Source organism: Paenibacillus sp. P4_A7, assembly GCF_056402455.1.
Window position 1 is genome coordinate 1 of sequence record NZ_JBFUHJ010000583.1, and the last position, 3,030, is coordinate 3,030.

At 38.3% G+C, this 3,030-nt stretch carries 4 protein-coding genes and 1 pseudogene; 2 read left to right on the forward strand and 3 right to left on the reverse strand.

The features are described from left to right. Positions 1-970: 970 nt before the first annotated feature. Both AC1DWN_RS31355 and AC1DWN_RS31360 read right to left on the reverse strand, forming a co-directional pair. Positions 971-1,591 (reverse strand): hypothetical protein, encoded by a 621-nt coding sequence (locus AC1DWN_RS31355; protein WP_477562772.1) that lies wholly within the window; start codon positions 1,589-1,591, stop codon positions 971-973. A gap of 38 nt (positions 1,592-1,629) precedes the next feature. Next, a complete protein-coding gene (locus AC1DWN_RS31360) occupies positions 1,630-2,025 on the reverse strand; it encodes a DUF4279 domain-containing protein (protein WP_477562773.1) in 396 nt (131 codons plus the stop codon). 37 nt (positions 2,026-2,062) lie between these two features. Here AC1DWN_RS31360 and AC1DWN_RS31365 point away from each other — a divergent pair. Together AC1DWN_RS31365 and AC1DWN_RS31370 are read left to right on the forward strand one after the other, a co-directional pair. Further along, positions 2,063-2,160 (forward strand): annotated as a pseudogene (locus AC1DWN_RS31365) (helix-turn-helix domain-containing protein). 26 nt (positions 2,161-2,186) lie between these two features. Then, on the forward strand, positions 2,187-2,315 hold the full coding sequence (locus AC1DWN_RS31370) for a hypothetical protein (RefSeq protein ID WP_477562774.1): 129 nt from the start codon (positions 2,187-2,189) through the stop codon (positions 2,313-2,315). Positions 2,316-2,487: 172 nt separating this feature from the next. Here AC1DWN_RS31370 and AC1DWN_RS31375 read toward each other — a convergent pair. After that, positions 2,488-3,030: N-acetylglucosamine-6-phosphate deacetylase (locus AC1DWN_RS31375; RefSeq protein ID WP_477562775.1), on the reverse strand; the 543-nt coding region annotated here is incomplete at its 5' end.

Consider the following 3,030-nt stretch of genomic DNA (forward strand, 5'->3'; position numbering starts at 1 on the left):
GGTGTGAAGTACAGGTAGATTCGGCAGAACGAAGGCTGGAGCCATTCTAATAGAAAAGGTATGCCAACGGATATGTCGCGCGGCTGAAAAACTGGATATGGTGAGAATGTTCAAATAGACTGAACTGACGAACTTCCGAATGTACAGGTCTAAAGTTAGAACATACGGAAACGTATGTACCATCAAACGATGGGGTAAGTGGCGTAAAGTAAGAATTTTTCCTATGAAATACGCTATGCTAAACAATGGCGGCATCTGTCTCACAGGCTTAGAGGAAGCACCTAAGTCCAGAAAGAATAGCTAGGATGTAAGGAACTTGGAAAACAAGGGACGTTGCAACGAGGGCTGTTACCCGAAACGGTTGCAATAAGGCATAAGCCGAAATGCATTTATTCTTGTGAGGGCAGGGGCACGACTGATGAATCTCATGTAATGGGAGTGGAGGAACAGCCCCGAGTCTAACTGAAGAGAAAGATTGTTTTCCAAGCGTGAATTGCACCGGTCGGGTAGGAACGTGGGGACATCACTTCTTGAAGAAGGGGATGCCACAGTGCAAGCTACTGGGATGACTTAACGGTCCATATCCTTGATTAACGAGGAACTTATGATCTAGTAAATTCAGTTAGAGGGAACGCGGAGTGCTGGGAAACTAGCACGCTCCGTGTGGAACAGGGGAAAAGCTGGAGATAACATCAAACGCTTACCTATTGTTACTGTTAGTTGAACTGATAAGGGTCAGTTTGCGACGGCAGCTGCTCCCTTTCTTTATTAAGATAACGGGCTGTATAATGGAGCGCCGTGTTGAAATAAGCAGCTGTTATTTATAATAGGGTCACCGTAATGAATCTAAACACAAAGTACAGTTTGACCGCAAACTTTACATCAATATATAAAGATAAAGCCACTCCTGACAATGGAGTGGTTTCTTTGTATAGAACTTCTCTTTTATTGAAAATTAAGTATCTAACTCTTACGGTAATAATTTGTCTTTATAATTCAATTTGATTTGGTTTGGCAATTGATTATAAATATGTAGCGGTATTCCACACTCGCTTTTTAATGACATTTCTTGACCGTTTTGATATATATCAAGAAATTCCCAGTATACAATAAATACATCATCTTCGTGTATAAACTCCATCCATCCATTGGCAACCAATTCGTCATCAGCATTAAAAACCATAATACTAGAGAAGTTCTCAACTTCACTATCTAAGTAGTTGGTTCTATGCCCTTCAATACAACAGTCAGACCAATCAAACTTATATTCATCTTGGATTATTCCATAATGCTTTAAATCCTTTAATAATTGCCTTTCTACTTCTGATTTCAATTGGATACCCATACAGTCAGCAAAACTTAAATTGGTATAATCTGGTTTGACCTTGCTCTTCCCCTTAAAAAACAATGAATTCCATGTTTTGTTTTTAAACCAAGACCAATATAATAATGCCGTTATTATCCCAATAAATATGAACATTGTCCAACCATTATTTCTTACAGGTTCTGGCATCCAGCCGAGCGATTTAAGAAACGAAGAAACGACCAAGTACACAAGAAACATAAATAGATGTAACATAATTCTTTTCACAACAATCTACCATCTTTCATGCATAAAATTGATTCTTTTTAATTATATTCAACTTCGCCGTACGAGAGAATATGTACCTCCAACTTAATATTCATATTAGCTAAAGCTTTTAGAATTGTTGGATTCAACTCAAAGCCCATTTGCCCTAGATTAGATCGCAGACTAAAGAAAATATATACTTCATTTGTTATAGCTATGTTCTTCATGAACTCATTTGAAGGCATTACATCAATCAGAAAAGTTTCAAATGCATTTTCAAATTCACTATTATCAAACTCAACCTTATAAGTCCAGTAATCATCAATCATAGCTTGCTTTGATGTGACTAGTTCGCCTTTTCTTTTTATCTTTGTAGGTTGCAAATTGATATGCCTACTAATGACTTCTATATCTAAGCTGTTACCTCTGATAATAAGGGAAAAACTACCTTCCAATTTAACTTCACACCCTGATTCGAAATATGGAATAACAATGGCTAACCTTTCTATATTAAAAAATGGAAGGCAAAAGCAATTAGGCTTTCAACTTTAGAGGCAATTTGCAAAACATTAGAATGCCATATGACTTAACTCCTGACTTTTGGGGAAGGGGTATCATGACAGAGGTAGTGAAATGTATCATGCATTTTGGTTTCTTGACTATGAATGTCAATAAAATCGAAGCGAAAGTGGAACCGGAGAATGAAGTGAATATTAACCCTCAGATTATTCTCATTAACCTGTAAGAAAGGCAAGCGATATACTCGGTGGCCTTTCTTAGCTAACGAACCAAATTATGTGATTAAAATGAATGTTTACTTAGAAGTGACGTTGAATAGCGCGATAAGAACACCACTTATGATGGTTGAGACATTTTAAACCTGATTAAATCTACTGATTCCCAAACTAAAAAGCCGTTCATAGAATTTCTCCACATATCATAGTCCATAGAACTTGAAATTTATCATCCATTAGAACCAGGTCGGCATCGAAACCAGATGAGATTTGCCCCTTTTGATGAAATGCAAGAATATTGGCCGGTGTGGTTGAAGCCATCTGTATGGCATCTACCAGTGGAATCCCGGTTTCGACGGTATAACGTAATGCTTCATTCATGGTAACTGTACTAGAAGCGAGTGTCCCATCCTCTAACCTCGCAACGCCATCGGATACCGTAACGTGATGACCTCCAAATAAATAATTCCCATCACCCATACCCATTGCTTGTAAGGCATCTGTGATTAAGACCATTCCTTCTGGTCCTTTCAAGGTATGCATCAATCGAATGATAGCGGGATGTAGATGGACATTATCCACAATCGCTTGAAGACTCACATGTTTCTCCTCAAAAGCAGCCACGATCATACCCGGGTCTCGATGATGAATCGGTCGCATGCCATTAAAACAATGAGTAACGTGACTAGCGCCAGCTTTAAAAGCTAGTTTGGCTTCCTCATAAGT